This is a genomic window from Actinospica durhamensis (assembly GCF_018139695.1).
Classification (GTDB): domain Bacteria; phylum Actinomycetota; class Actinomycetes; order Streptomycetales; family Catenulisporaceae; genus Actinospica; species Actinospica durhamensis.
Map to the genome: position 1 here is coordinate 1 of NZ_JAGSOG010000110.1, position 25,674 is coordinate 25,674.

A 25,674-nucleotide genomic window follows, 5' to 3' on the forward strand; every position below is an offset into this window, starting at 1 on the left:
CCCGAGCCCCGGCTGCCGCGTGCGAGCCGGGCCTCGTTCCCGCGCACCCCGTTCACCAGCCGGACCTGGGCGGAGTGCCTGTACGGGCTGATCGGGCTGCCGCTCGGGGTGCTCGGCTTCTCGCTCTCGGTGACCTTCATCGCCCTGGGGGCCGGGCTGCTGGTCACCGTGATCGGTGTGTTCGTGTTCGGCTTCGCGGTGGTGCTCGGGCGCTGGCTCGGCGCTCTCAACCGCGGTCTGCTCAACAGCCTGCTGCAGGAGCGGATCAAGCCGCCGGCGCGGTTCCGCTCGCGCCGCCGGGGCTTCTTCGGCTGGGCGCTCGCACGGCTGGGCGACCCGGTGGGATGGCGCGGCCTGGCCTACGAGATAGTGCGCTTCCCCCTGTCGGTGGCCACGTTCGTCGTCACCGTCGTGTTCTGGTCGATCACGCTGGCCGGGCTCACCTACTGGGCCTGGCGGCGATTCCTGCCCGAGCAGCTCGGGCCCGACGGCCGGATGCACCGCGGCGCCTCGCTCTGGAACACGCAGACCACGGCGTACTTCCTCGACACCACGCCGCGCATCCTGATGACCGTGGGCGTCGGCGTCGTGATGTTGTGGTTCGCGCCCTGGATCGTGCGCGGGTTCGTGTTGATGGACCGGGCGCTCGGGCGGGCGCTGCTCGGGCCGGTCTCGGTTTCGCAGCGGGTGCGCGACCTCGAGGCGAGCCGGACGGACGCGGTCAGCGTGTCCAACGAGCAGTTGCGCCGGATCGAGCGCGACCTGCACGACGGCACCCAGGCCCGGCTGGTCGCGCTGGCGATGAATCTGGGGCAGGCCAAGGAGGATCTGGCCAGCGGCGATCCGGAGGCCGCCGAGCGTGCCAAGACTCTGATCGAGGGCGCCCATCAGCAGACCAAGGAGACGCTCACCGAGCTGCGCGACCTGGCCCGCGGTATCCATCCGCCGGTACTCGACAACGGACTCGAGGCCGCGCTGGCGTCGCTGGCCGCGCGCAGCCCGATCCGGGTGACGCTCGCGGTGGAACTGGGCCGGCGCCCCTCGCCGGTGGCCGAGGCCATCTGCTACTTCGCCGTCGCCGAGCTGGTCACCAACGCGATCAAGCACAGTGCGGCCAGCGGCATCAGTGTCCGTATCCGGCAGCGCGGGGACGAGCTGGTGTTCGCGGTGACCGACAACGGGCGCGGCGGCGCGCTGCCGGGCGCCGGGAGCGGGCTGGCCGGCGTCGAGCGGCGGCTGCGCACGGTGGACGGCACACTGGAGATCGACAGCCCGATAGGCGGCCCGACCACCGTCACCGGCGTGCTGCCGATCGAGGCCTGAGGAGGAGAAGGGACGTTGCCCGGCATGCGAATCGTCATCGCGGAGGACTCCGCCATCCTGCGGGACGGCCTGGCCCATCTGCTCACCCTGCGCGGCAACGAGGTGGTCGCGCAGGTCGGCGACCCGGCCGCGGCCGTGGCGGCGGTGGAGGAGCACCGGCCGGACGTCGCGGTGCTCGACATCCGGATGCCCCCGACGTTCACCGACGAGGGCGTCAGGGTGGCGCTCGCGCTGCGGGGCGCGCACCCGGATCTCGGCATCCTGGTGTTCTCGCAGTACGTCGAGGCGCGGTTCGCGGCCGCGCTGCTCGAGCACGGCGCGCGTGGGATCGGCTACCTGCTCAAGGACCGGGTCGCGGACGTGTCGGAGTTCGTCGACGCGCTGGACCGGGTGGCCGCGGGCGGCACGGCGCTTGACCCGGAGATCGTCACGGCGATGCTGGGCGCGCGCGAGGACCGGGCGCTCGGCTCGCTCACCCCGCGCGAGACCGAGGTGCTCGGCCTGATGGCCGAGGGGCGGTCGAACGCCGCGATCGGCCGCGCGCTGGTGGTCTCGGACGGCGCGGTGGAAAAGCACATCGGCAACGTCTTCTCCAAGCTGGGGCTCGAGCCGGGCGCCGACGAGCACCGCCGCGTGGTCGCGGTGCTGCGCTACCTGGAGCGGCGCTGAATCCGGCCCCGACGCCGGTCCCGCACCCGCGGGACCGGAACCGGCCCTAGCTCGTCGGGACCTGCGACAGGTCCCAGTTCGTGCCGAGGATCCGCTGGATCAGCGCGGCGGCCTGCCTGCCTCCGGCGAGTGTGGGCTCGGTGTATCCGCTTATGCTGACCTGGACGTTTCCGCAGCCGGTGGCCGAGACGACGACATCCGCGAGGGTCGCGTTCTGGGCGCCCTCGAAGACCAGCGCCATCCCGGCGCCGTTGTCCATCGGACAGCTGATCCCGCCGGTCTCCGCCTTCGACAGGCCATTGATGACCGCCTCGATCCGGCCGATCTCGGCCACGTCCGTCACCGTGACCTCGGGCGCCGACTGCTTGCTGTTGAGGCCGAAGGTGGGCACGACGATCAGCTGGGTCGCGGGGGGCAGCGCCTCGGTGCTCGGCCGCGCCGGGCGGTAGGCCACGTCGGCCGCCACGCTCAGGACGGTCGCGCCGCCGACGGCCGGGTACGCGGTCACGGTGAGGGTGATGCCGTTGATCGTCGGGTCGGTCGAGGTACCGGAGAACGTGATCGAGCTCGCCACGCCCGAGCCGGCCTGAGCACCCGGGGCGACGGCGGTCAGCCCCTGCTCGGGATGCTCACCGACCCAGGAGATCGCGTCGGCGGCAGAGGTCTGCGTCGTTCGCCACCACGCCGTGCTCGCCACCTGGTAGGGCATCGCGGCGTCGGCCGGGACCGCGGAGGGCGGCAGGCCCGAGGGTGCGCCCGAGAGCCGGTCGGCGCCGGGCGGCGGGACGAAGATGGCGAGCAGCCGGCTCGCCTCGCCCTGGGCGAGGACGGAGGGGTCCGGCGTGGCCTCGGTGCTGTGCCCCGCGGCGACGGCGGGCGTCGAGTGGACCAGCACGGCCCCGGTCATCGCGCCCGCGGCGACAACCACCGTGACCGCGAGCCGGGCGATCAGCCCGAAGCGCGACGGCCGGATTCCTGGTCTGCTCGTCATATCCCTCAGACGGTTGCGATGGCCGGTCGGTTCCCGGCGTCCTCGGCGAGGATAGCGGTGAACCGCTCCGCCGCGGTGGCGAGTTGGTCGTCGATGTACGCCTTCACCGCGTCGGTCAGCGGCGTGTCGGGCCGTGCGGCGAGGTCGCGCATGAGGGGGACCAGCGGCGCGTACTTGCCCGCGAGCCGCCGCTCCATCGCCTCGTCCTCGGTGTGGATCAGGCCGACCCCGTTGTCGGTGAAGTCCGAGAGTTTCACGATGCGGGCCCAGGGCCGGTGCTCGAGGCTGGCCGCGACGTGCTCACGGTACTGGGTGTGCGCGTCCCTGGCCGGATCCCACGCCGGATTCGTCACCGCGCCGACCAACTCGGCCACCCGCGGATTGAAGGCGCGTTCGAGTACTGCCAGGGCCGCGGGGACCGGGCCGCGCTCGCGTTCGGCGTCGGTGGCCAGGGCGGCGAGGTCGAGCGGGTGGTCCTCGACCGAGTCGTGCAGCAGAGCGGCGCAGATCACGTCGGTATCCGAGACCTGATACCGGCGGATGATCCGGATCGCCACGCGCAGCAGATGGTTCGCGTACGGCTCGCTCACCCGTCGGTCCTGTGCGTGCAGCAGGCTGCCGAGGCGTTCCGCACGGGCGATACGGGCGCGCTCGGCATCGGTGAAGGCCTCGGCCCGCTCGGATTCCTCGATCTCGGCGGACAGGAGCTCGCGCAGCCCGGGCAGGCCGTAGCGCGAGCTGACGATGTGGATCGGCATGGTCAACAGCTTCTTGCGATTGATCCGCTCCATACGCATCAGGGTAGCGATATGTACCTTCGCCGGGCCAGGGCGGCGCCGGATCCGGCTCAGGCACCCGCTCCCTCGGCCTGCGCGCCGAGGATCGGAGTATGCGAGTCCTGAGTATCCAGGCCCTGGGCGATCGCGTAGCGGGCGAGCTCGACCCGATTGTGCAGGTGGAGCTTGCTCAGCGTGTTCTGCACGTGGTTCTGCACGGTGCGGTGCGAGACGGTGAGGCGCTGGGCGATCTGCTTGTACGACAGGCCCGAGGCGACCAGGCGCAGTATCTCGGTCTCCCGCTGGGTCAGCTGCGGCGCCTGCGGCTCCCGGCTCGGCGGCTGCGCGGCCAGGCGGCGGTACTCGCCGAGCACCAGGCCGGCCAGTCCCGGGGTGAACACCGGCTCGCCGAGCGCGGTGCGCGCCAGCGCCGAGCGGAACTCCTCGGCCCCGGCGGACTTCAGCAGGTATCCGGTCGCGCCCGCCTTCACCGCGTCGAGCACGTCCTGGTACTCGCCGCTCGCCGAGAGGATCAGGATACGGATATCTGGGTCGAAGCCGAGCAGGCCGCGGATCACCTCCACCCCGCCGAGGTCCGGCAGGCGCAGGTCGAGCACGACCACCTCCGGGCGCGCCGCCGCCGCGAGCCGCAGCGCCTGGGCGCCCCCGCCGGCCGTGGCCACCACCTCGTATCCGGCCTCGCCGAGGTCGCGGGCAAGCCCGTCGCGCCACATCGGGTGATCGTCGACGACCATCACCCTGATCCGCTTGTCCATGCCCACCACCGTAATGCGCGGGTGCGGGCACTGGTCCCGCGCAGAGGCGCAGTGCTCGTATTCGGTGCCGCGGCTCAGCCGGCCCCGGTTCCGCGCGGGACGCGCAGGCGCACCTCGGTGCCCTCGCCCGGCCACGCGCGCACGTCGGCCTCGCCGCCGAGGTCGCGCAGCCGCCCGAGGATCGACTGGGCCACGCCCAGGCGCCCGAGCCGCGCCGCGTCGGCCAGCCGCTCCGGCGCGAACCCGGGGCCGTCGTCGCGCACGATCACGCTGACCGCATCCGCTTCGTCCTCGATCAGGATCCACGCGCGCGCCTGCGACCCGGCATGCCGATGCACGTTCTCCAGTGCGGCCCGCACCGCCAGCGACACCTCCTCGGCGACCCGGGCGGGCAACGGCACGGCCGTCGCGGGCGCGGCCACACTCACCAGCGCGTTGCCGAGCGGCGCTATCAGGGCTCGAAGGTCGGCCTGTCCGTCGCCGGCGTCGGCCAGATCCACGGCGGAAGTGCCGATCAAGGCGCGCAACGCGGCTTCCTGCTCACCCGCCAGCCGACCGAGCTCGGCAGCCTCGCCCCCGGCCGCAATACCCTGTTTCGCCACCTGCGTGAGCACCTGGAGAACCGAGTCGTGCACCGCCCGGGCCAGCCGTTCGCGCTCCCTGGCCGCCGCCTCGACCCGCGCGCCACGCTCGATCGAGGCCTGCGCCTCGACCGCGAGGCGCGCCAGATGCCCCACGGCCGCGCCCAAGAGCAGCAGCAGCCCGGGCGCGAAGGTGAGCTGCGCGAGGCTGTAGGCGGACAGCGGCACGTGAATGGCCAGGTTGCACGCCGCGACCACCGCGCCGGCGACCAGTCCCGCGCGTCGTCCGTGCGAGACCGCCCAGGCCAGCACCGGTCCGCCCATCCACATCACGGCCATCGGCGGCGCGCCGGCCGCCAGCCGGGTGGGCGTCTCGATCCAGGCGGTGCTCAGCACACACAGCGCGGTCACGGCCAGGTCGGCGCTCGGCAGCAGCTGCGCCCGCGGGCCCGGCGGGTATCGCAGCACCGTGACGGCGGTCCACAGCGTCATCACGCCCAGCACGAGCCAGCCGCCGTTCGGATGCCGGTAGTGCGGGAAGTCCTCGGAGACGGTGATCACGGCGTACACGAGTGCTGCGACACGGAAGACCGCGACGGCACGCCACAGCGGCATGAGGTAGTCCGTCGTCCTCCGCGGATGCACGTCATCGGCCACGCGCACCAGTCTGCTGCACGGTGGAGACGGCGGTAGCCACCCGGCGTCCGTCGTGCAGTCGCTAGGCTCGATCCATGGAACTGCACGTCGGCTGCGCGATGTGGACGCACCCCGCCTGGCCCGGCCGTCACCTGCCCCAGCCGCTCCCGCCGCGCGAGCGGCTGCGCACCTACGCGAGCTGGTGCAACGCGGTGGAAGGCAACACCACGTTCTACGCGGTCCCGGCCCCGGCCACGGTGGCGTCGTGGGTCGAGCAGACACCGCCGGACTTCCGGTTCCTGCTCAAACTGCCCCGGCCCATCACGCACGAGCGGCGCCTCGTCGACGTCGGTGAGCCGATGTCCGCGTTCCTGAACACGGTCGCGCCGCTCGGTCCGCGCATCCACGCCCTGTGGATTCAGCTGCCGCCCTCGTTCGTCCCCGCGCAGCTCGACACACTCGCCACGTTCCTGCGCGGCCTGCCCAAGCGGCACCGCTACGCCGTGGAGGTGCGTCACCGCGCGTTCTTCGAGGACCCGCGCTGGGAGCGGGCGCTCGAGGAACTGCTCGGCGAACACGGCGTCGAATGGGTCCCGTTCGACACGACCGTGCTGTTCGCGAACCGGCCCGCGACCTCCGACGAAACCGAGGCCTGGGCGAAGAAACCGCGGCTGCCGCGCCGCACCCGCGCCCTGACCGCGCATCCGATCGTGCGCTACATCGGCCGCGACGACGCGGAGGCCACCGCGCAGGGCTGGGCGCCGTGGCGCGACACCGTGGTCACCTGGCTGCGCGAAGGCCGGTCCCCGACCATGTTCGTGCACACCCCGGACAACGTCGACGCGATAGCCCTCGCCCGCCGCTTCCACGACGAGGTGCGCGCCCTGCTGCCCGAACTGGCCCCGCTGAGCGAGCCCTCCACGGCGAGCGAACCGAAGCCGACGGACGAGGCGAACGCGGCCGAACAGGGCACCTTGTTCTGAGGCCTCTGAGATCAGGCTTCGTGTGTTTCCGGCGTTTCGGGCGCTTCCGGCCCCTCCGCCTCAGGCCTGCTTTCCGCCTCAGGGCCGGTGTACGGCCTGGTCAGCAGCGCCTGCGCGTACTTGCGGAACGCCGCGACCAGCCGGTTGCGATCGTCCGCGCGCGTGGCCAGTACGACGTGGCACGGCTCCACCCCGAGCAGCGGCACGAGCGTGAGGTCAGGGCGTAGGCTCGTCACCCGCAGCGGACGCGCCACGATGGCCACGGCCTGGCCGGAGGCGATCAGCTCGAGCTTGTCCTCGAGGTCGTCGACGAGCGGGCCGTCCGGCGCGGGACGGCCGTCGGGCCGCGGGTCGATCCGCCAGAACGCGTTCCAGGCCGGGTCGCGCAGCCGGGGCAGCGGCTCGTCGGCGATGTCGTCGAGGGTGACCGACTCGCGTCCGGCCAGTCGGTGATCCCGCGAGACCGCCAGTGCGCGCGGTTCGTCGTAGAGCACCGTCACGTGCAGGCCCTCGGTCGGGAAGGGCAGCCGCGCGACCACCGCGTCCACCCGGTGCTCGAGCAGCGCGGGCCGCGGGTCGCCGAAGTCCAGGTGCGTCGTGCGGACCTCGGCGTCAGGATGCTGGCGGCGTAGTTCGCGCACCGCCGGGGTGACGAAAAGGCTTGTGGTGTAACCGATCGCGATCCGCGTCGGCTGAGCCGCGGCCCGCGCCCGCGCCGTCGCCTGAGCCGCCGACCGAAGCAGGGCCTTGGCCTGCGGCAGGAACACCTCCCCGGCCTCGGTCAGCCGCGTCCCCTGCGAGGTGCGGTCCAGCAGCCGCGCGCCGACCTGCTGTTCGAGCCGCTGGATCTGCCGGCTCAGCGAGGGCTGGGCGAGATGCAGCCGCTGCGCCGCGCGGCCGAAGTGCAACTGCTCCGCGACGACCGTGAAGTAGCGCACGAGCCGCAGATCGAGATCCGCGTTCACCGAGGGCTGGGCCATGTATTCCAGCGTAACCGCCACCTCGCCCACGCGCTGCCCGAAATCGACATTGCAATGCGGTACTGAACTGCGACCATGCGAAATCTGTATTGAGCCATACGCAACAGATCTTGGACGTCGGCTCATTCGCTCGCGCATCGTGGAGGTGCGGCCCGCGGAAAGTGCGGCCCGCTGAGGTGTGGCCGCCAGAAATCGCGGCCCTGTCGGCCCTGTCGGCCCTGTCAGCCCTGTCAGCCCTTTCAACCCCGTCAGTCAGGAGTCTTTCATGCGTGTCTTCGTCACCGGCGCGACCGGTTTCATCGGCTCGGCCACCGTCAGCGAACTTCTCGGCGCCGGCCACCAGGTCCTCGGGCTCGCCCGTTCCCCCCAAGCCGCGGACGCTCTGCGGGCTGTGGGCGCGGACGTGCATGAGGGCACCCTCGAGGACCTCGCCGCCCTGCGCAACGGCGCCCGCGACGCCGACGGCGTGATCCACCTCGCCTTCGCCAACATCTCCGCGACCACCGACTTCGCCGAGTCGTGCCGCGTCGACCGGGAAGCCGTCACCGCCCTCGGCGAGGCGCTCGAAGGCTCGGGCCGGCCGCTCGTCGTCACCTCGGGCCTGCTGCTCGAGCCCGGTCGCGTCGGCACCGAGAACGACGCTCCGGCAGAGAGCCCGTTCGCCCAGATGCGCGGTGCGTCCGAAGCGGCGGCGCTGGCGTTCGCCGACCGCGGCGTGCGCGCGATCGTGCTGCGCCTGGCCGCATCCGTGCACAGCGAGAACGACCGCGGCTTCGTCCCGCACCTGATCGCACTCGCCCGGGCCAGGGGCTACGCCGCGTACCCCGGCGACGGCTCGAACCGCTGGACCGCCGTCCACCGCCGCGACGCCGCACGGCTCTACCGGCTTGCCGTCGAGTCGGCTCCCGCGGGCACCCGGCTGCACGGAGTCGGCGAGTCGGCCGTCTCGCTGCGTACGATCGCCGAGGCCATCGCCCGCGAACTCGGTGTGGACGCCGTCTCCGTGCCGATCGACGAGGTCGCCGAGTACTTCGGCTGGCTCAGCCACTTCGTCAGCCTCGACGTCCCGGCCGCCGGCGACCTCACCCGCAAACTGCTCGGCTGGACCCCCGAGCACCGCGGCCTGATCGAAGACCTCGAACAGGGCGACTATTTCCGGGCGAGCCGGGCGTGAGGTCTGTGGTCTTCAGGCCGCCGCACGCCGATACCATGCGCTGATTATCCCCCTAGGGATACAGTCACCCACCTCAGTATATGAGGTATCTGAGTTCAAGGACACTCCATCGCCAGGCAACAAGATCGTAACCTGACATGGGCCACACGGTCGTCGAGATCGCGACGCATTCGGACTCAGACCCTCGAAAATTTCGGAACTAGCTCGAAATCACGCTCAAATTCTGCGGCTTTTCTCCGCCTTCATCCCGCCTCGGCTTTCCACTATTTGCCACTTAAGAACCTCCTGTCACATCAGTACCGTGCGGTGATCTTCAAGATTCTCGAAACTTTCCCGAAAGTAATTGACAGGCGTGTTTCGGGATCCAACACTGCCCGTTAAGCCGCTCGGGCCCACCTCGGGCGGCTCCGCAAGACCGTCAAGACAGGAGGCGCACACCCGTGCACACCCACCCAGGTCTCCCGCGAACACGCGGCAGCGGCAGCCGGCTGCGGTTGCTGCTGGGGCTCGTCGTAGCCATGATCACGGCCGTCGTCGTGCCCTGCGGCGCGGCCAGCGCGGCCACCAGCATCTGCTCGAGCCAGACGGGCACGAGCGGTTCGAACTACTACCAGATGTGGACCAACGGCACCGGGTCCGCGTGCATGACGCTCAACTCCGGCACCAGCTACTCCACCACGTGGAGCGGGGTCGGCGACTTCGTCGACGGCGTCGGCTGGAACCCGGGGAGCAGCCAGACGATCAGCTTCTCCAGCAGCCTCAACGCCTCCGGCGGCACCACGCTGGTCTCGCTCTACGGCTGGTCGACCAACCCGCTGGTCGAGTACTACGTGGAGGAGAACTACTCCGGCTCGCCCAACACCGCAGGCACCTACGAGGGCCAGGTCACCAGCGACGGCGGCACCTACAACATCTACGAGCACCAGCAGGTCAACCAGCCCTCCATCCAGGGCACCACGACCTTCGAGCAGTACCTCGCCATCCGCACCTCGCCCACCAGCAGCGGCACCATCACCACCCAGAACTTCATCAACGCCTGGGCCAGCCACGGCATGAACCTCGGCACCCTCAACTACCAGATCCTCGCCACCGAGGCATGGGGCGGCGGCAGCGGAAACGACAGTGTGTCGGTCAGCACCGGCGGCTCCAGCAGCGGCGGCGGTGGCGGCGGCAGTTCGGGCGGCGGTGGCGGCGGCAGCTCCAGCGGCTGCACCGCGACGCTCTCCGCCGGAACCGTCGGCAGCAACTGGTACAACCTCAACGTCTCCGTCACCGGCTCGAACACCTGGACCGTGACGATGAACCTCGCCTCCCCGGCCGTCGTCTACTCGACCTGGAACGTCAGCGCCACCTGGCCAAGCCAGTACGTCATGGTCGCCAAACCCAACGGCAGCGGCAACAACTGGGGCGTGACGATCTCGACCAACGGCCAATGGACCTGGCCAACCGTCAGCTGTAGTACCTCCTAGACCGAGGGCCGGCCGGCCCCGCTGCCGAGCCGGCCGGCCCCGGACCGATCCGGGAGCCCGGAGCTCCGCACAGCTCCGCGGCTCCCGGACAGGCGGTTATGCGGAACCGGGGATGAGGGTCCTGAAGAACTCGAGCGTCTCCGGGTCCGTCGAGTAGAGCACCGTGCCACGCAGCCCACGGGTCAGCAGCACCTTGTAGACGTTGCGCACCAGACGGGCGAACTGCCGGTCGGTCGTCTTCCGCGCCAACTGCGGGTCCTGACTGGCGGAGCGCATCGCGACCCACGAGTCGCCCCGGCGCACGAGATCGGGGCCGAAGATCACGCCGTTCCACGTGTACTCGAACCCCTGCGCCGTGTAGACGCAGCCGATCTGACCGAAGCCGCCGTCGGCTGTGGCCCACATCGCCGACTTGGGAGCATCACCCACGGAGCGGTCGCCGCGCACGTTCCACGGGCGATGCCAGTCGCCGATCCGCACGTCCGGCACGAGGGTCCCGTCACGCCGCGGCTCACTCCACGGCCAGCAGAATCCCGCCGTCATCCGGGCGCCTTCACCGGCGGCGAGTTGCGCCGCAAGCTCGCCCTCGAGCGCAGCGGGACTGTCCGCGACCTCCAACCGGTACCGGCCCGCATCGCCGTCCCAAGCCGCCGGCCCGCCCTCGTCCAGATCGAGCAGCCGCCGTACCCAGCGGTAGTAGGCGGCGCTCCCGCCGTTGCGGAACTGCCCGTCCAGGGCCACATGCCGGATCGTCAGGCCGCGCGCCAGGGCCGCTGCCCGGATCACCTCGACCGTGCCGACCTCGCCGGGGCGCACCACCTGGCGCTCGTCCAGCAGGAACACGGGCACCTGCGCTGCGTCGATCAGCTCTTCCACCTGAGCCTTGCCGGTCCGATTCGAGCTGTCGGTGTACCGCTTCGCGGAGCTCTCACGGATCCGGTGCGCCTCGTCGCACAGCAGCACCGCCAAGCCGTCCGCCTGCGCGCGCGTGAAGTCGTTGAAGTACTTGAACAGCGACTTCACGCGTGAGTTGTCACGCCCGGCGGTCTCCCGCAAGGTCGTCGTGAACGATCGGGAGCCGGTGGCGTGTACGACCTGCAAGCCGTGCCTGGCCAGCTCGCCCAGCAGGCTCAGGGCGATGATGCTCTTACCCGAGCCGGGGCCGCCGGTGACGACGATCACCTCTTTGTGCCTGTTCTCCCGCGCCTGCACGACGGCCCGGCGCACCAGCGAGTACGCCACCTCCTGCTCGTCGAGCAGCACGAACTGTTCCTGCTTGTCGATCTCATGGGCGGCGTGCTTCATCAGCTCCTTGGCCGGGCGCACAGGTGAGGACAGGAACGTGTCGGCGCACCGGGCGTCGTGGGCCGGGACGAGGCGTTCGCGCAGGAAGTCGACCAGGTCGGCGGTATCCGAAGAGGTGAACACCCGGTCGTCGTCGCCGTGACATGAGCGGAGCCAGTCGAACTGCTCCGCCGACGCGTTGTGCAGATACGCCGCGCCGGCCAGCGAACAGGCTCCGCTCTCGAAGATCGACAGGTAGTCGCGGATGTATGCGCAGTATCTGCTGACCTGCTCGGTCGGCCTGAGCTGCGGCCCCCGCATCCCGTCAACCACGCAGAGGTCTGGTGTAGTAGTGATCGGAGCCGACTTCGTCCACTGCTTCAGTTCGACGACGACATAGGAATTCCGGCCGTTGCGCGGATCGACTCCGCAGACCACTGCGTCGGCACGCATACTGGCCAGTGGGAGCCGATACTCGACGAGGACTTCCGCCTCGTCCAGGCCGGCACGCGTCAGGACAGTACCCAAGGCGGGCAGGCTCTTGCCCCACGCGCGCACCTCGGCCAGGTCGGGCGGGGTCCCGTACCTGCGCTGGAACGCCTCGACCAGCCTCGGCAGCGGCGGCTTGGCAAGCGAGTCCGCGGTCAGGCGAAGCAACGGCATGGGTCTAAGCCCTCCCGGACGGCGCACGGCGAATCACGCGGGTGAGAGCGTGCTCTGCCACTGCTCGCGCGCAGGAAGGAACCCGTCAAACCGCGGAACTGATCGATTCCATGCTAAGCGAGACCTCTGTCCCGCTCTCCTGAATTTCCCGTCCGGAGTGGGCTACCCGATGAGCCCGCGCAGCATTTCCTGGGTCTCCGGGTCGGTCGAGTACACGACGGCTCCGCACATGGCGCGGGTAAACAGCACCGTATAGGCGTTGCGCACCGAGGTCGCGAACTCTTCGTGCGACTTGCTCCTGGACTTCAGCTTCCGGTCCTCGCTCGCCTCCCGTACGGCACGCCAGCCACCGTCGCGCCAGAGCAGGTCGTTCCCGAGAATCACCCCGGCCCAGTCGTACTCCAGGCCCTGCGCCGTGTAGACACAGCCCAACTGCTCGAAACCGCCGGGCGCCGTGGCCCACAGCAGGCTCGGCGGCACGTCGCCGTGCGCGGTGAGCCTCTTCGCGTTCCACGGCCGATGCCAACCGCCGATCTTCACGTCGTCGACCAGGGTGCCGTCCGCGCGGGGAGGAGACCACTTCCAGCAGAAGCCGGCCGTCATCCGGGCCGAATGCCCCTCGACGATCCGCCCCCGCAGCAGCTCTTCCATCCGGCTCGGAGACTCGGCGACCCGCAACTCGAAGGGATCTCCTTCACCCCATGGCAGGGGCTCCGGCTTCGCGCCGCCGAGCAGCCGCTTGACCCACGTGTCGTAGGTGGGGCTGCCCGCTCCCCGCATCGGCCGGTGCAGGACGTGCGGCTGGAACGAGACTCCGTGAATCCTGCGCGCGTGCTCTTCGATCTGCCGGGCCGAGATGATCTCGTTGGGCCGGACCCGCTGGTCCTCGTCGATGAAGAAGACCGGGATCCGAGCCCGGCTGAGCACGACGTCGATCGTCTCCTCGCCCTCGAGCATCGTGCCCGCGCTGTTGACGAGCGGAAACCGGGTCAGCCGGTGCGCCTCGTCGACGAGGACGATGTCCAGCGACTTCGGCTCGTGCCGCTGCGCCAGGGCCTTGAGCGTGATGAAGAGCCGGCCGTGGCCGCGCGACTTCTTCTGGAACGTCGTCCTGGCCGCCGTGCCGCCCGAGACGTAGCGGCACTCGTAGCCCTTCGCGGCGGCCCAGCGCAACAGGTGCACGGCGATGACGCTCTTGCCGGTGCCCGGTCTCCCCTTGATCAGGAAGACGTCCTGCGTCGAGCCGGTCGGGCGCTCGAGTGCCGCGGTGATCTGATCGAAGGCCTCGCGCTGGTCGTCGATCAGGTTGAAGGAGATGCGCCCGGCGAGCACCTCGCCGAAGACGTCCTGGAGCGGAGACGCCGGAATGACGCGGCTGTTGGCCAACAGCTGGGCCGCCTTCGCCGCCGCGCCGCCCTCGTCCGTCGTGGCGAGGTGGGCGAGGAGGTACTCACGCAGCGAGTCCGGCGTGATGCCGGTCAGGGCCCTGGCATCCGGACCGGGTGTGTAGTGGGTGATCCACTGGGTGTCCTCGCCGTTGAGGTTGTGCAGGTAGGCCAGCGCCCGCAAGGTGGCGTACTGGTCCGAGAAGAGAGCCAGATGCTTGAGCAGCCGCTGCCGATTGACGTCCACCTGCACGGCCGGGTGTGCCTTCGCCTTCTTGTATCCCGGAACCCGCACCCGGGTGGGGTCGCCGTCCACGCGTCCGACGTGGTCCCACTGCTTCAACTCGACCGCGATGAAGCTCGATTCGCCGGTCTTCGGGTGCGAGCCGGCGAGCAACACGTCGATCGGCGCGGCCGCCTGGCCCGTCAGCGCGGGATCGACCTCGTACTCGATGTGCATGTACACGTGGCCGAGGCCGCAGTCCTGCAGCTCCTGGGCGAGGTGGGTCACGCTGCGGCGCCACGAGCGCACGTCGCCGCGCGACGGCGCCTTGTGGTTCACATGCCGCATCCGGTGATCGGATTGCAGGTTCAGGACGAACTGCGGATCGCCGGCGATGCTTTGCGCCGTGGCGCGGTGCAACCACATGACAGATGAACCCCAGACAGCACGATGCGGATCGCGCGGGTGGGAGCATGTCCGTCCTGCTCAGGGCAGAAGCTCGTCGGGCCGCCGAAGGAGAACCTTGGTCCGTCGAGCGTAGCAGCAGGGCGCCGCGAGGCGCCGCGTGATCATCCCCCGCCGGGTGTGGTAGAAAGCTGCCATGGCCGACTCAAGCTCTGAACTCGACCGCACCGTCGAGCGGCTGCGCGAGTTCGCCGCCGCACGCTCCTGGGAACGGTTCCACACGCCTAAGAACCTCGCCACCGCCCTCGTCGTGGAGGCGGCCGAACTGGCCGAGATCTTCCAGTGGCTCACGCCCGAGGAATCGATGGACGTCATGAGCTCCGAGGCTTCCGCGTTCCGCGTGCGCGACGAGATCGCCGACGTCCTCGCCTATCTGCTGCAGATCGCCGACGTCTGCGGGGTCGATCCGCTCGTGGCGCTCAACGAGAAGATCGACCGCAACGAGATCCGGTTCGCCAAGCCGTCCTGAACGCACGTGATCCGCCCGGCCGGCGGACGTATCCGCGACCGTGCGCCACCGCGGCCGTTCAGTCCATCTGCGCGCGGTCCGCCTGCGAATAGACCGTGAGCACGGCGCCGTCGATCTCGACGCGGCGGATGCGGGCGGTGTCGCCGGCGCGCAGTTCGTCGAGGCAGCGGCGGAACAGGTCCATCTCCTCGGCGTCGAGGACGGCGGCCGCGATGTCGAAGACTCCGGCCAGGTTCTCATCCGTCATTCGGGCCGGCAGTTCCCCGGACAGCAGGACCACCGACTCTCCCGTCTTGCCCCGGACCACAGCGGTGGTGGGCCCCCCATGCACGACCAGCACGTGACTCCTCGGTGCGTTGCGCCGTTCCTCCGCACCTGCGGGGGCTTCGCCCGCCTGTGCCTACCTGCGACGCTAACGGCCTCGTGGCCGCTCGGCTCGTGATTTTGCGAAACTACCCATTTTCGGTACCTGGCGCAGCGGTGGCGCCACCTTTCCAAGGGCCGGCGCGGGTTTAGACATGCGGATACGCACGGGGGAGGGGCGTATGCGTATGGCGCAGCCGCGCACGCCCGTACGCCACCGCCGCGCGCATCGGTACGGCGTACCGGCACGGTATCTGCGTACGACATCTGCGTACGGCCTGCGCCTACGACATCCGCTTACGGCCTCCGCGTACAGCGCATGCGTACGCCGCCCGTCCACAGTCGCGGGCGGGCGGGGATTGCGAATCAGATCAGGGCTTTGGGTTACTGCCGGTGCTTCCGGCGGCGCCGTTGCCGTGGGCGTCGCCGGTCGTGGTCGCGGCGCCGCGGTTGCGCTCGAGCAGGGACTCGACGAGGGCGGTGACGTGGCGGCGGTCGTCGGCGGACAGCTGCTGGAGGCTGGCCATCAGCAGGTCCACCTCGGGGTCGGGGGACGCGTCGTACAGGTGGATGCCGCACGTCGTGGCGGCCGCGCGGCGGATGGTGTCCAACGGGAGTTCGAGACCGCGGGCCAGGCCTTCGAGGGTGGCCGGCTGCGGCATGCGGGCCAGCCGTTCGACGGTGGCGAGGTGGTGCACGGTGGACCGCGGCAGGCCGCCGCGCCGGGCCACCTCCCCGTACGACCAGCCCTGACGCTCCACCCGCTCGCGCACGAGTTCCTGCAGCGCGCTGGACGGCTCGTCGGACGTGGCGGACTTGCGCACCTGTGATCGCTCGGACACCTGAGACCTCTGTCTACCTGGTATGCGGCCTGCGCGGGCGTCGGCCGTGGCGATGATTCTACGCGCAACCCCGCGGAATCGGACTCGGCCGTTGCCACCCTGTTGCCACTGCACCGTATCCCACCAGCCGAATCCGCTGTGTAACCTGGCTGTTGCGGAAGGTTTCCGCAAAACCCTTGCGCGGCCCGCTCGCCGTCCACTACTGTCCAATCTCGTTGGACAGTTTGTCCGACGCGGTTGGACAAGACCGCCGCATACGACCTTTGAGACGAAGGAGACCACCATGAGCATGGACATCCACGAGCTGGAGGCTGAGTCCGCCGAGCTGCTGCCGGGCCGCGAGGCTCTGGGCAAGCTCTCGTTCAGCTTCACCAAGACGCTGGACGTGACCAAGAACGTCACCGTCCACAACGCGACCGTGAACGCGGGCAACTCCTCCAACGTCGGCAACTTCTTCTCGCCGGGCGCCGTCGCGCAGGGCGAGGCCGACCAGACCATCTCGATCACCCAGTAGTACCGGGTACCCGCGACGGTACCCCGGGGCCGAACACCGCCGCGGTACCCCGCACCACCCGGCATTTCCCCGTACCACCCAGCGAACGATCCTCATCAGGAAGGCACCACCATGAGCATGGACATGCACGAGCTCGAGGCCGAGTCCGCCGAGCTGCTCCCCGGCCGCGAGGCCCTGGGCAAGCTCTCCTTCGGCTTCACCAAGACCATCACGAAGAACATCACCGTGCACACCGCCACGGTGAACGCCGACAACACCTCGAACGTCGGCAACTTCGGGTCCTGGGGGGCGGCTGCCGAGGGCGAGGCCGGCCAGGCCATCTCGATCTCCCAGTGAGCCGCGGAGCGTCGGCGCCGACCGTCAGGCGCCGACGCTCCCCCACGTCCCTCTTTCCACGCAGCGGCGCGTCCGAGGCGCAGCCGTGCGGCAGTCGAACCCCGCGCGCCTAAGGAAACACCGACCACGATGACAGTAGCCGCTGCGAACTCGAAGACTCAGGCGTTCGTGCCCGGCCCGGGCGGATTCGCCACACTCGTGCCGCCACCCCGTCCCGCGGTCCCGCCCGGCCAGGGCTTCCCCATCCCCCGGCAGAGCGCCGGGCTGCGATTGCACGGCGAGTACCAGGGTTCCGGCTCGGCCGTACCCAAGTACATCGCGCGGCGCGGCGACGGCCAGGTGGTGCAGCTTTCCCGGCTGCTCCACCTGGTCGCCGACTCCGTCGACGGCCTGCGCGACACCGAGAACATCTCGCACCGGGTCAGCGCCCGGTACGGCCGCGAGGTCAGCGAGGAGAACGTCCAGTACCTCATCGACCAGAAGCTGATCCCGCTGGGTGTCATCGTGCCCTGGGACCAGGAGGGCGACGAGGTCCAGGGGCCGAGCTCCGATCTGCTGCTCGCGCTCAAGGCGCACCGGGTGCTGCTGCGCGAGGAACGCGTCTACCGGATCGGCTCCGCACTCGCCTGGCTGCACCGGCCGCCGGTGGTCGGGCTGGTGCTGCTCGCCGCGGTGGTGATGGACGTGTGGCTGTTCGGCTTCTACGGCGCGATCGGCCCGGTCCTGGGCGTACTCGACCAGCCGGTGCTGATGCTCGCGGTCTTCGCGCTGACGGTCGTCTCCCTGCTCTTCCACGAGTTGGGACACGCCTCCGCCTGCCGCTACGGCGGGGCCAGACCGGGCTGTATCGGCTGCGGGCTCTATCTGATCTGGCCGTCGATGTACACCGAGGTCACCGACGTCTACCGGATCAGCCGGGGCGGGCGGATCCGCACGGACCTCGGCGGGGTCTACTTCAACGTCGTGTTCATGCTCGTGCTGACCGGCTGCTATCTGCTCACCGGCCAGCCGTTCCTGCTCAGCGCCGTCTACCTCGGCCACTTCGAGGTGCTCGAGCAGCTCATGCCCGCGGTACGCCTCGACGGGTACTACATCCTCGGCGACATCGCGGGCGTGCCCGACCTGTTCGGCAAGATCAAGCCCATCCTCTCCAGCATGGTGCCCGGCCGCCCGACCCCGCCCGAGGTCGCCGACCTCAAGCGCTCGGCCCGGATCGTGGTCACCGTCTGGGTCCTGGCCATGGTGCCGCTGCTGCTCGGCGACCTCGGCTACGCCATGTGGAACCTGCCGCGGATCCTGACCACCGGCGCGCGGTCGCTGACCGAACAGCTGAAGGGGACCGGATCGGCCTTCTGGCACGGGCAGATCGCGGTCGGGCTGGTGGGCTGTATCGGCAGCCTGATGCTGATCCTGCCGCTGGCCGGCGTCACCTACCTCTCCGTCCGGCTCTCCGGCCGCCTCGTGCGCACGCTGCGCCGCTACAGCGAGGGCAACAAGAAGCTGCAACTGGCCATCTGCGCCGGCGCGGCCGTGCTGGTGGGCGGCCTCGCCCTGGCCTGGACGGTGGGCCTCACGCCCAAGCCGCTGCCGCAGCAGCCCCCGATCGTGCCGGCCCTGCAGCCGGGCGTGCCCACTGTGGTGGCCACGACGACCGCGCCGAGTACACCTCTCGTCAGCGGTTCGCCCGCGGCCACGGCGACGCCGCGGTACACCGTCTCCGCCGGGCCGACGAGTGCGACGGTCGCGCCGCGCAGCAGCGGCAGCGCCGCGGCCCCGACCGGTGCCGCGGCCGTCGGCGGCGCCCCGGTCTCTTCGGCCTCGGCTGCTCCGAGCACCGCCACCACCACCCAGCCCGTCGCGCCGAGCAGCGCGGCGACCACGAATCCGCCGGCCAGCTCTCCGCCCGCCGTCGGTACCACGCAGCCCGCCTCGCCGTCCGCGCCGGCCTCGTCGGTCGCGCCGAGCCCGACCGAATCCGCCGCGGCGTCGACCAGCTGACGCGGCGCACCACCAGGTCAGAGCAGCACGTCATCAGTGCATGTCAATATATGCCTATGTACATTAATTAACGTTTATGCACGTCAACGAACAGGAGAAGCGGAACATGACGACGGAACAGCAGGACCACCAGGACCAGCAGGATCAGCGCGCGCCCGGGCGGCACACCGGGTACCGGTACACCCCCGACGGCCCCGGTGTGTTCGGCGGAAAGCGGATGCTGCGTTTCGGCATGCTCGCCGCCGCCGCGTTCGGCACGATCGCGGTGGCCGCCGGCGCGGCCCAGGCGGTCACGATCGGAGAGGGCTCCTCCTCGAACTCGGGCGGCATCGCCCTAGCCGACAACGAGACCTTCGCGCTCAGCAACCCGCAGGACCAGACGACGTTCAAGGACTCGTTCACGATCCACCAGTACGGCGAGGTCTTCGCGGCCAACGCGCGCAACGAGGCGACCGCCGAATCGGTGGCCTGCTCGGCGGACGCGCCCTGCCGCGCGGTGTCGCTGTCCTTCCAGATCGTCACCATGGCCGGCGAGGACATCCACCTGAACGCGGTGAACCTCGGCAACGCGACCAACGAGCACTGCGACGGCTGCCAGACCCTGGCCGGTGCGTACCAGTTCGTCGTGGACACCCCGACCGCGTTCACGCTCAGCCGGACGGATCTGGCCCGCCTCAACCAGATCCACGAGGAGCTCAATGCCCTGAGCAACTCCTCGCTCTCCCTCACGCAGGTCCAGTCGCGCGCCGACGCCCTCGCGCTCCAGGTCGCCGCGATCCTCAAGAGCGCCGCCGCGACCGCCCCGGCCACGACGAAGGGCCCGGTGGCGCAGCCGCTGACCACCTCCGGCATGACGCCCGCGGTCAAGATCTACCGCGACTTCCAGCAGCACTGAGCCGCGCCGTACCGGCACGTCGCGCGAGCGGGAACCGGGAGCAGGGGGTGCCCGGGGGCCGGGCGCCCCCTGACGGCGTGCGCGAGAAATGAGTACGGGCACTCAGGACCGGGGTGTGATCTTCGTGCGAACTTTGTTCGTATGCTCCTTCTCTCCACGCCGTATCCGTGCCGCACGACGCGCCGCCGTGACCGCCTCTACCGGCTGGCCACGCGGATGCTCGCGGTCGCGCTGCTGCCGGCGGCCTTCCTGGTCGCGCCGCGGCGGGCCCGGCACGTCGCCTGCCAGTGGGCGCTCACGGCGCGATTCCCGGCGGAGGACCTCGACGGGCTGACCCCGGCGACCAGGGCCGCGTTCGAGGCCGCGCGGGCAGAGGCGTTGTGGGGACACGGCGAGTTGGTCGGCCTGACCGACGGGTACCGCGACGCGCACGCCCAGGCGCGCCTGTTCGCCGAGGCGGTGCGCCGGTTCGGCTCGGCCAAGCTCGCCACCAAGTGGATACTGCCGCCGGACGAGTCCCGGCACGTGACCGGGACCGCGTTGGACGTGCGGCCGATCGAGGGCGCCCGGTGGCTGGAGCAGCACGGCGCGAGGCATCACCTGTATCGCGTCTACGACAACGAGTGGTGGCACTTCGAATACCGGCCCGCCGGCCGGCCACCCCGCCTTCCCGATCCGAGCGCGTCGATCGCCTCCGGCCTGTACGCGCGCAGCGAGGGTCGGTCATGATCTCCGGTATGAACGCACCGACCATCCGGCCGACCGCAGTGGGCTCCGTGCCCGTCTCGCGGTGGCTGCCGGCCGCGCTGGCCGGTGTGGCCGGCTGCTTGTTCCTCGTCATGGCCACCTCGCCCCCGGCCGTCGCCGGGCTGCCGCCGTTCCTGGACACGCCGATCGACAACGGCTACGGAGGCCCCGCGAGCCTGGAGGCCTGGCTGTTCGCGCTGGCTCCGGTGATCGCGACCGCGTTCGGGCTGTGTCTTCTGCGTTGGTGGCCGTACCTGCTCGCGGCGTCCGCGCTGATGGCCGTGCCGGATCTCATGTTCGAATGGAGCCCCAACGCCGACTACCCCTGGGCCCTCGCGCTCCTGCCGTCCGCCGGATACGCCCTGGCGCTCATCGCGCTGCTGGCCTGTGCCCAGGGACTGATTCGCGGCGCGGCGGGCTGGGCGGCGGCCATCGCGGCGCTGACCCTCGGATCCCGCCTGGTCGGCTCCGCGATGACGGACAGCTACAGGTGGGTGCTTTCGTCGGACAACCCGGCCTCCTGCCACACTGCCCTGCTCATAGTCGGTCTCGTCGGGCTCGCCCCAGCGGTGTGGTCGCACCGGCGTGGCGACACGGCCGCCGCCGGCCCGGCCCACACCTGGTCATGGCTGCGCGTCCGGCTGATCGTCGCCGGTACGTTGGCGGCATCCGTGTCGATTCCGCTGTCGTTCCTTACGACGCAGGGCATCGCGGATGCGCTCGGAGTCAGCTGGGACGCGGTGACCCGGCACGGATTCGCGCAGACCGCGGTCGTCGGCGTGCTCACCCTGGTGACCGTGGCTCTACTCGCGGCCGTCGCCGGGATATGGCCGCTCGGCGGGGCGATGACCGCCGCCGTGGCCCAGGTGGCGGTCATCCCCCCGATCATCCTGACGGTGACAGCGCTCAACAACGACGATCCGCTGCGCTGGTTCGCCGCGTTGGCCGGTGCCGTGCTCGGCGCGGTCGTCGCGGGCAGCAAGTGGCGCGTTCCGTTGGCCGCCACATTCGCGGTGCTCGCCGCGTTGGCGCTGTTCATCGCGTACGGCGCGACCACCGGCGACCCGGAGAAGCTCGCGGATCAGCGCGTCGTCATCCCCTCGATCCTGATCCTCGTCCTGAGCGCGGCCGCGGGCGGTGCCGTGGTGGGCGCGACGACACCGATGCTGGCCGCGCGCGGTGCGCTGCCGGCGGTACTCGGCCCGCTGGCCGGCACCTTGGCGATCGGCGGACTGCAGACGATCCAGGTCACGTACCTGACCGATGGTGAGTCCGAGCCCTCCATTCTCAACTCGGCCCAGCACCTGACCACGTCCGCCGCCCTGCTCCTCGTCGCCGGCGCGGCCATCGGCGGCCTGGGCTTCGCGCAACTGCTCTCGACGAGGCGCGCGGATCGCAAGCACGCCGAGCAGATCCGACGCGAGGCCGCCACCGCCGAGCGAGACCGGCTCGGCCGCTCCATCCACGACGGCGTGCTGCAGGTACTCGCGCTGGTGCAACGACAAGGAGCCGAACTCGGTGCCCAGGGCACCGAACTGGCCGCGCTGGCCGGCGAACAGGAAGTCGCGTTGCGCGGCCTGCTCGCCAGCGAAGCGAGCTCGGGCGCTGGTGCGGGCACGGGTGCGCGCGGCGGTGGGGATGCGGCCGAGGATCTGCGCGCACCGTTGCAGGCATTGGCCAACCCGGCCGTCGAAGTCGCCACCCCGGCGCACGCCGTGGAACTCCCCGCGGGCGTCGCGGCGGAGGTCGTCGCGGCGGTACGGGCCGCGCTGGACAACGTGAACAAGCACGCCGGCCCCGACGCGCGCGCCTGGATTCTGCTGGAAGACGAACCGGACGGCGTCCGCGTCACCGTCCGCGACGACGGCGTCGGCTTCCCGCCGCAGCGCCCGGCCGAAGCCGCCGAGGCGGGCCGCTTGGGGATCACGCAGTCCATGCGGGGACGGATCACCGACTGCGGTGGCACCACGACGATCGAGAGCCGGCCGGGCGAAGGCACCGAGGTGGAGTTCTGGGTGCCCCGCGCGTCACGCTCACGGCGGTGATCGGGCGGGTGGTGATTGCGCGGCGGTGATTGGGCGGGTGGTGATTGCGCGGCGGTGATCGGGCGGCGTTGATCTCGGGGGTGATTTTGTGGAGCGGGGCCGGGCGTCGCGAGATAACCTTTGGTCATGTCGGTACGCGTGATGGTGGTGGACGATCATCCCATCTGGAGGGACGCGGTGGCCCGCGACCTCGTCGAAGCGGGATACGACGTGACGGCGATGGTGGGCGAGGGTGCCCAGGCGATCCGGGTGGCCCCCGCCGCCCGCCCCGACGTCGTCGTGCTCGACCTCCAGCTGCCTGACCTGTCGGGAGTGGAGGTCGTCCGCAGGCTGATCGCGCTCGACCCGGCAATCCGCGTACTGATGCTCTCGGCCAGCGGCGAGCAGCAGGACGTGCTCGACGCCCTGAAGGCCGGCGCCCTCGGCTACCTGGTGAAATCCGCGAAGCCCGCGGAACTCGTCGACGCCGTGGCGCGCACGGCTGCCGGCGAAGCGGTGTTCACCGTCGGCCTGGCCGGCCTGGTGCTGGGGGAGTACCGCCGCCTGGCCGCCGTAGCCACGCCGCCCGTCGACACCCCGCGCCTCACCGCCCGGGAGACCGAGGTCCTGCGCCTGGTGGCCAAAGGCCTGTCGTACCGCCAGATCGCGGAACGCCTCGTCGTCTCGCACCGCACCGTGCAGAACCACGTCCAGAACACCCTCGGCAAACTCCAGCTGCACAATCGTGTGGAGCTGACGCGGTACGCCATAGAGCAGGGCTACGACCGAGATAGGTGACCGGCTGGGGGCTGGCTGGCGGCTGGCTGCGGCGCCGGTACATTTCCGAAGACACCTCGCGAACTGATATAATCTATATGAGCTTCGCGCCCGACCGGGCGGGAGGCTTTTTTCATGACCACACCTTCCGCGCCCGCGTTGACGACGCCCACCTCGGCCCCCGTCCACGGAACGCTCTACCTGCTCCCCAGAACCTCGGTGCGCGGCGACGAGATCATCCCGCTGAACCTGATGCGCACCCGGTTCCCGGACCTCTACGAGCTCAACATCCGCAAATACGCCGCCCGCCCGGGCATCATGAGCTCCCTGGTCGCCCCGTTGCACTGCACCTGGAGCGACGTGGTGTTCCTCTCGCCGGTCCATCCCGCCGCGCTGTTCTCCGCGTCATCCGCAGCGCGAGACGGCAGCCGACGCACCTCCCCGAAGCCGTGGATCCTCGACGCCGGCCGACTCGACCCGGACCGCACCGTGATCCGCCTGATGCGCCACGGCCGTGACGGCCACTACTCCGACCCCGCCGACGAGCACGACTACCTCCCCTTCACCACCGCCGCGCTACGCGCCGTCAGCCGCGTGACCGTCGCCGCGATCGAGCGCCTGGAATCACTGAAGCCCGGCGACCCCTGGCTGCCCTGGGTCGATGTGCCGCACATCCTCCACCGTGGAACCATCCCCGTGGACTGGTTCCAGCGTTCGCCGGGACAGCCCGAGCACCGAATCGTCGAGCACGCTGTGGAAACGGAGAGTCGTGGATAGAGACGACATCGCCTGGGCCGACACGGCCGGGTCGTTCAAGTATCGATCGGCCGGCGTCATCCACAGCGGCGACCGGCTCCTCGTGTCCACGGTCGAGCACACGGACGGCTGGTTCCTACCGGGCGGAAAGGTCCACTTCGGGGAAGCGTCGGCGGCTGCGCTCGTCCGTGAGCTGCGCGAGGAACTCCAGTTGGAGGTCAGCGTCTCGGGCGCGCCGCTGCTCATCACCGAGGGCATTCATGCCGAGGGCGGCACGCTGTACCAAGAGGTCTGCTTCTACTACGCGGTGAGCTGGCCGGACGAGGTGTCGCCCGAGTCGGTCGCCGACCAGGGCGGCCACCGCTTCCGCTGGATTCGTTGCGCCGACCTGGCAGCAGTTCGCCTGCTGCCGCCGGAAATCGCCCCGATGATCGTCCAGACGCTGACAGGCGGCAGCACCGAACTGCGCCACCTGGCCTTCGATCGCCGCATCTGCTGACGACCAGCCGGATTTAGCGCTGCGAGCCTCCGACCACGAACGGGTCGGAGGCTCGCAGCGTCGGGCTAGTCTCGGGATCAGGTCCGTTCCCAGCGCCACCCGTCGTTGTCCACGCACGTGATCGGGTCGCCGTCGGCGTCGATGCCGCTCTTGCCGTGGTCGGTGGAGCGGCAGAACTCGCCCGGCGTGTAGCACTTGCCGCTGTTCGTCAGCGGGGTGCAGCTCTGCTTCTGCGTGGTGGTCTTCACGGGCGCGGGTTGCGTCGCCTTGGTCGTATGCACCGTCACCGGCGCAGCCGAGGTGTGGACCGGGGCCGGGGCGGCGGCGGTCGTCATCGGCGGGGCGCTCGTAGCAGGGCGAGCCTTCGTCGGCGCAACCACAACCGCAGCCGCTGACGACGATGAGGACGGCGACGGCGAGGGCGTTGCGGACTGACTGGATGCCGATGCGTACGCCGACGGGCTGCTCCCACCGACCGCCGTCGGGCTGAGAGCGGTCGTCGTAGTCTGCGGCGAGCTCGGGCTGACCGCCACTAAGAGCACGACGATGCCCACGACGGCCGTGACGAGGCCGCGCCGGCCCACCGACCAGTCGCGCCGCATCCAGAGCAGGACGATGCCGACAGGAAAGAAGAAGATCAGCAGCAGCACCACGGAAACGGTGCGCTGGTACCAATTCCGCGGCTGCTGCGCCCTCGGCTGCGGCCACGACGCGGTGGCGCGGAAGGGCGAGATGACGAACTCGTCCTCCTCGATCCACAGCTGCCACCCGGGCGGCGGCTTCGGCCAGGACGGATCAGGCTTCCAACCAGGCGGCGGAGACCAGCCCGCGACCGGTTGAGGCCAATTCGGCGGTGGATTGAACTTCATGAACGCCCCTCGGCGCCCGACGCCAACCCGGCCCGCGGCCGCGAGGCCTTCAAGCCCGACTGAGGTCGACGCCCTATATAGAGCATCCGCCAACGGTTCGGTGCTGTTCAGGTGGGGTGGCGTGAGCGAGCGTGTTCGTGCTCGTGCATGTCGGGCGCGGCTGTCAAGGCCGTAGATCATCCGGCGATCGGGGCGCGGGTTCGTTGA

24 protein-coding genes and 1 pseudogene are annotated in these 25,674 nt (G+C 70.4%); 15 read left to right on the forward strand and 10 right to left on the reverse strand.

Features of this window, described 5'->3' with window-relative positions; translation table 11 throughout:
* A partial coding sequence (locus KDL01_RS21145) for a sensor histidine kinase (RefSeq protein ID WP_212530285.1) occupies nt 1-1,323 on the forward strand: 1,323 nt, incomplete at its 5' end.
* A 24-nt stretch (nt 1,324-1,347) separates the two neighbouring features.
* On the forward strand, nt 1,348-1,992 hold the full coding sequence (locus KDL01_RS21150; RefSeq protein ID WP_212530286.1) for a response regulator transcription factor: 645 nt from the start codon (nt 1,348-1,350) through the stop codon (nt 1,990-1,992).
* A 46-nt stretch (nt 1,993-2,038) separates the two neighbouring features.
* On the opposite strand, the gene KDL01_RS21155 is transcribed toward KDL01_RS21150, so the two are convergent.
* The 4 genes from KDL01_RS21155 to macS form a co-directional block, all read right to left on the reverse strand.
* Nucleotides 2,039-2,983: a hypothetical protein gene (locus KDL01_RS21155; protein WP_212530287.1), complete on the reverse strand. Its 945-nt coding sequence runs from the start codon at nt 2,981-2,983 to the stop codon at nt 2,039-2,041.
* A gap of 5 nt (nt 2,984-2,988) precedes the next feature.
* Nucleotides 2,989-3,774, reverse strand: coding sequence for an HD domain-containing protein (locus tag KDL01_RS21160; RefSeq protein WP_212530288.1), 786 nt, complete (start codon nt 3,772-3,774; stop codon nt 2,989-2,991).
* 56 nt (nt 3,775-3,830) lie between these two features.
* Nucleotides 3,831-4,535 (reverse strand): response regulator, encoded by a 705-nt coding sequence (locus KDL01_RS21165; RefSeq protein ID WP_246576744.1) that lies wholly within the window; start codon nt 4,533-4,535, stop codon nt 3,831-3,833.
* 74 nt (nt 4,536-4,609) lie between these two features.
* Nucleotides 4,610-5,773, reverse strand: a complete 1,164-nt coding sequence (macS, locus tag KDL01_RS21170; RefSeq protein ID WP_212530289.1) for a MacS family sensor histidine kinase — start codon at nt 5,771-5,773, stop codon at nt 4,610-4,612.
* A gap of 74 nt (nt 5,774-5,847) precedes the next feature.
* Here macS and KDL01_RS21175 point away from each other — a divergent pair, with 74 nt between their 5' ends.
* Complete coding sequence (locus KDL01_RS21175; protein WP_212530290.1) at nt 5,848-6,735, forward strand: DUF72 domain-containing protein; 888 nt, start codon at nt 5,848-5,850, stop codon at nt 6,733-6,735.
* An 11-nt stretch (nt 6,736-6,746) separates the two neighbouring features.
* Here KDL01_RS21175 and KDL01_RS44700 read toward each other — a convergent pair whose 3' ends face one another.
* Nucleotides 6,747-7,715, reverse strand: coding sequence for a LysR family transcriptional regulator (locus KDL01_RS44700; RefSeq protein ID WP_212530291.1), 969 nt, complete (start codon nt 7,713-7,715; stop codon nt 6,747-6,749).
* A 265-nt stretch (nt 7,716-7,980) separates the two neighbouring features.
* On the opposite strand from KDL01_RS44700, the gene KDL01_RS21185 reads away from it, so the two are divergent.
* Both KDL01_RS21185 and KDL01_RS21190 read left to right on the forward strand, forming a co-directional pair.
* Nucleotides 7,981-8,889 carry an SDR family oxidoreductase gene (locus KDL01_RS21185; RefSeq protein WP_212530292.1) on the forward strand — a complete coding sequence of 303 codons (909 nt, stop codon included), beginning with the start codon at nt 7,981-7,983 and terminating at the stop codon, nt 8,887-8,889.
* Nucleotides 8,890-9,329: 440 nt separating this feature from the next.
* Complete coding sequence (locus KDL01_RS21190) at nt 9,330-10,358, forward strand: glycoside hydrolase family 11 protein (protein WP_307846479.1); 1,029 nt, start codon at nt 9,330-9,332, stop codon at nt 10,356-10,358.
* Between the two features lie 96 nt (nt 10,359-10,454).
* Here KDL01_RS21190 and KDL01_RS45380 read toward each other — a convergent pair whose 3' ends face one another.
* Nucleotides 10,455-12,332 carry a DUF2075 domain-containing protein gene (locus tag KDL01_RS45380; RefSeq protein ID WP_212530293.1) on the reverse strand — a complete coding sequence of 626 codons (1,878 nt, stop codon included), beginning with the start codon at nt 12,330-12,332 and terminating at the stop codon, nt 10,455-10,457.
* A 135-nt stretch (nt 12,333-12,467) separates the two neighbouring features.
* Nucleotides 12,468-14,339, reverse strand: coding sequence for a DNA/RNA helicase domain-containing protein (locus tag KDL01_RS21200; RefSeq protein WP_212530294.1), 1,872 nt, complete (start codon nt 14,337-14,339; stop codon nt 12,468-12,470).
* 175 nt (nt 14,340-14,514) lie between these two features.
* Between KDL01_RS21200 and KDL01_RS21205 the strand changes: the two genes are divergently transcribed.
* Nucleotides 14,515-14,847, forward strand: coding sequence for a nucleotide pyrophosphohydrolase (locus tag KDL01_RS21205; RefSeq protein ID WP_212530295.1), 333 nt, complete (start codon nt 14,515-14,517; stop codon nt 14,845-14,847).
* Nucleotides 14,848-14,905: 58 nt separating this feature from the next.
* Here KDL01_RS21205 and KDL01_RS21210 read toward each other — a convergent pair whose 3' ends face one another.
* Nucleotides 14,906-15,187 carry a hypothetical protein gene (locus tag KDL01_RS21210; protein ID WP_212530296.1) on the reverse strand — a complete coding sequence of 94 codons (282 nt, stop codon included), beginning with the start codon at nt 15,185-15,187 and terminating at the stop codon, nt 14,906-14,908.
* Between the two features lie 394 nt (nt 15,188-15,581).
* A complete protein-coding gene (locus KDL01_RS21215; protein ID WP_212530297.1) occupies nt 15,582-16,052 on the reverse strand; it encodes a helix-turn-helix domain-containing protein in 471 nt (156 codons plus the stop codon).
* Between the two features lie 283 nt (nt 16,053-16,335).
* On the opposite strand from KDL01_RS21215, the gene KDL01_RS21220 reads away from it, so the two are divergent.
* The 9 genes from KDL01_RS21220 (at nt 16,336) to KDL01_RS21260 (ending at nt 24,598) form a co-directional block, all read left to right on the forward strand.
* Nucleotides 16,336-16,566: a hypothetical protein gene (locus KDL01_RS21220; RefSeq protein WP_212530298.1), complete on the forward strand. Its 231-nt coding sequence runs from the start codon at nt 16,336-16,338 to the stop codon at nt 16,564-16,566.
* 111 nt (nt 16,567-16,677) lie between these two features.
* Nucleotides 16,678-16,902 (forward strand): hypothetical protein, encoded by a 225-nt coding sequence (locus KDL01_RS21225; RefSeq protein WP_212530299.1) that lies wholly within the window; start codon nt 16,678-16,680, stop codon nt 16,900-16,902.
* Between the two features lie 129 nt (nt 16,903-17,031).
* Nucleotides 17,032-18,900, forward strand: a complete 1,869-nt coding sequence (locus KDL01_RS21230; protein ID WP_212530300.1) for a zinc metalloprotease — start codon at nt 17,032-17,034, stop codon at nt 18,898-18,900.
* A 106-nt stretch (nt 18,901-19,006) separates the two neighbouring features.
* Nucleotides 19,007-19,795, forward strand: coding sequence for a hypothetical protein (locus tag KDL01_RS21235; RefSeq protein WP_212530301.1), 789 nt, complete (start codon nt 19,007-19,009; stop codon nt 19,793-19,795).
* Between the two features lie 141 nt (nt 19,796-19,936).
* Nucleotides 19,937-20,524: a D-alanyl-D-alanine carboxypeptidase family protein gene (locus tag KDL01_RS21240; protein ID WP_212530302.1), complete on the forward strand. Its 588-nt coding sequence runs from the start codon at nt 19,937-19,939 to the stop codon at nt 20,522-20,524.
* An 8-nt stretch (nt 20,525-20,532) separates the two neighbouring features.
* Complete coding sequence (locus KDL01_RS21245; protein WP_212530303.1) at nt 20,533-22,587, forward strand: sensor histidine kinase; 2,055 nt, start codon at nt 20,533-20,535, stop codon at nt 22,585-22,587.
* Between the two features lie 126 nt (nt 22,588-22,713).
* Entirely contained in the window at nt 22,714-23,364 is a 651-nt protein-coding gene (locus KDL01_RS21250; protein ID WP_246576745.1) for a response regulator, read from the forward strand.
* Between the two features lie 114 nt (nt 23,365-23,478).
* Nucleotides 23,479-24,120 (forward strand): hypothetical protein, encoded by a 642-nt coding sequence (locus KDL01_RS21255; RefSeq protein ID WP_212530304.1) that lies wholly within the window; start codon nt 23,479-23,481, stop codon nt 24,118-24,120.
* Nucleotides 24,113-24,598, forward strand: a complete 486-nt coding sequence (locus KDL01_RS21260) for an NUDIX hydrolase (RefSeq protein WP_212530305.1) — start codon at nt 24,113-24,115, stop codon at nt 24,596-24,598. Before KDL01_RS21255 ends, KDL01_RS21260 begins: the two co-directional genes overlap by 8 nt.
* 77 nt (nt 24,599-24,675) lie before the next feature.
* On the opposite strand, the pseudogene KDL01_RS21265 reads toward KDL01_RS21260, so the two are convergent.
* A pseudogene (locus KDL01_RS21265) lies at nt 24,676-25,674 on the reverse strand (hypothetical protein); the annotation flags it as partial.